The organism is Catenulispora rubra (genome assembly GCF_015356825.1).
Classification (GTDB): domain Bacteria; phylum Actinomycetota; class Actinomycetes; order Streptomycetales; family Catenulisporaceae; genus Catenulispora; species Catenulispora rubra.
On record NZ_JAACYW010000575.1, the window covers coordinates 1 to 2,279 of the forward strand.

Annotated in this window: 2 protein-coding genes; both read right to left on the bottom strand. The window is 72.6% G+C overall.

Features of this window, described 5'->3' with window-relative positions; translation table 11 throughout:
* Positions 1-625: 625 nt before the first annotated feature.
* Entirely contained in the window at positions 626-1,711 is a 1,086-nt protein-coding gene (locus GWK61_RS54145) for a hypothetical protein (protein WP_194922221.1), read from the bottom strand.
* Between the two features lie 15 nt (positions 1,712-1,726).
* Positions 1,727-2,017, bottom strand: a complete 291-nt coding sequence (locus GWK61_RS54150) for a hypothetical protein (protein ID WP_194922222.1) — start codon at positions 2,015-2,017, stop codon at positions 1,727-1,729.
* Positions 2,018-2,279: the final 262 nt, after the last annotated feature.

Here is a 2,279-nt window from a genome sequence, read left to right on the forward strand (position 1 = left end):
GTCGCGGCCTGCGCCGACACCGCGGGGATCAGGGCGGACGCGACACCGGTCAGGGCCAGGACACTGAGTCGCGCACGGCTCGACCCCGCCTGACCGAGGCCACGCTCACACCCCGGACGCGACCGGTCGCACCGGCTCAGCGGGCTACTACCGGGAATACACGACGCGGTATCGGCGACCCGGCGACAGTCCAGCGCACATCGGCACCCGACTCGCCGAACGTTCAGCGCTCTGCTTCCTCGCCCGCCCCCGCCTCGGCCGACTTCAGCCTGCCCAGGGCCCAGCGCACCGCCCCATCGACACCTCAAGCCATGCCGATCCGCGCAGTCCAGCGGCGCGCGGGCTCGACGCCCGCACCACACCAGGCCACCGCACCAGAATCGCCAGCCACCGCGCCCTCGGCCACAAAGTCTCCCTCCAGCGCGCCGACCTCCCCAGCCGACGTGCAGCGCGTGCCCGACGTGCAGGCGCAGCGTGCTCAAGCTCCGGTCCGACTGAATACATCGCGGCCAGCGTCCCCTAACCGGACGACGTCGACCAAGCCACTACTCGGGTCACGTCAGCTCTCTGGCTTGCCCGCCGCGACGGTGCCGCGTGCCACCCGACGTGAGCCGGCACGGCCGGTCTACAACCGCCCGACCGCCACCGGCGACGCGATACAGCCCTCGATATCCGCCTCGCCGACCGGCGCGACCTCGGCTAGCTCGGCGGAAGGCACACAGGCCGGTACCAGTTCGATCCAGCGCGCCTCCACCAGCCCAATGGAACGCTCGGCCACACCCTCGCCGAGCTCCGGTTCGACCGCCGCAGGCTCGCAGCCGAGTCTTGGCCCGATCCAGCGCACAGCCTTGCCGAGCTCCGGTCCGACTGGCATGGCCCCCGGCCCGATCCAGCGCACAGCTTTGCCAAGTTCCGGTCCGACCGGCATCGCCCCCGGCCCGATCCAGCGCACAGCCTCGCCGAGCTCCGGTCCGACTGGCATGGCCCCCGGCCCGATCCAGCGCGCGGCCGCAGCCCTACCAAACTCCGGTTCGACCATCGCGGGCTCGCATGCTGGTTCTAGCCCGATCCAGCGTTCGGCATCGAGCTCGCCAAGCACTCCGGCTGAGCCAACCGGCGCTGCCGCGAGCCCGATCCAGCGCTCGTCCACGACATCCGGTCCGACCGGCGGCCCGGCGACTTCCGCTGGTTCAAGCGCCTCGGCGAACCGGCCGGCGTCACTCCCGCCGCCTGGCTCCTTCCCCGGCGCGAGCGAGGGTTCGCCCGCCAGCTCGACCGGTCGCGCGCCACATAGCCCGGCGGCTGGTGCTACTTCAGCAGCTGGCTTGTCAGCGCCCGCGAGCCCGATCCAGCGCGCGGCCACGACATCCGGTCCGACCAGCGATCCGGCGACTTCCGCCGGCTCAAGCGTCTCGGCGAACCGGCCTGCGGCACTCCCGCCGACTGTCCCCGCGAGCGAGGACTCGCCCGCTGGCTTGCCTGGTGGCGCGGCACAAAGCTCTGCTGCTACTTCTGCAGCTGGCTCGTCGGCACCCCTCGGCCCGATCCAGCGTTCGGCCGCGCCGATCCGACGCGTGGCCCGGACCGCTCTGGCCGCGAGTCCGGCGCCGATCTCCGCAACCGCTCGCCCGATTGAGCGCTCGGCTACGGCCTCATCGACTGCCGCTGGTCCGGCCGCGCAGGCTTCTGGCGCGATCGAAGGTTCGGCCATCTCGTCGGGCGCGGTTCAGAGTCCAGCCTCGGTCGCCGGTTTGAGTAGTTCGGGTTCGCAGGCGGCTGGTTCGACCAGCGACTCGTCGGCCACAGGTGGCCAGGCCGATGTATCGGCAGCAGCTTCCGGACCGGCCCCGCGTTCGGCGAACGCTCGGCCCACCCCGATCCGGCGCCTGGCAGCAGTCTCAACGAGCCTGCCGTCGATCGCCGCGCCGATCCAGCGCTCGACGATGAGCCCACCGGCCAGCCAATCAACCGACTCGCTCAGCCGCTCGGCAGCTTCCCCGCCGACTGCCTCAGCCATCAGCCCCGCCGGAGCACTCGGCCACGCCGCACCAGCAGCCGGAACTGTCGGCAACGCGGCGCCAGCAGCCCGCCCCGGCGGAGCACTCGGCAACGTTGCACCAGCAGACGCCCCCGCCGGAACAGTCGGCCGCCCCGGACCAGCAGCGGGCCGCGCCGGAGCACTCAGCCCCGCCACACCAGCGGCCGCTCCCACCGGAGCAATCGGCCACATCGCGTCGGCAAGCGCCTCCGTGGCAGCGGTCGCCCGCGCGGTCCAGGGA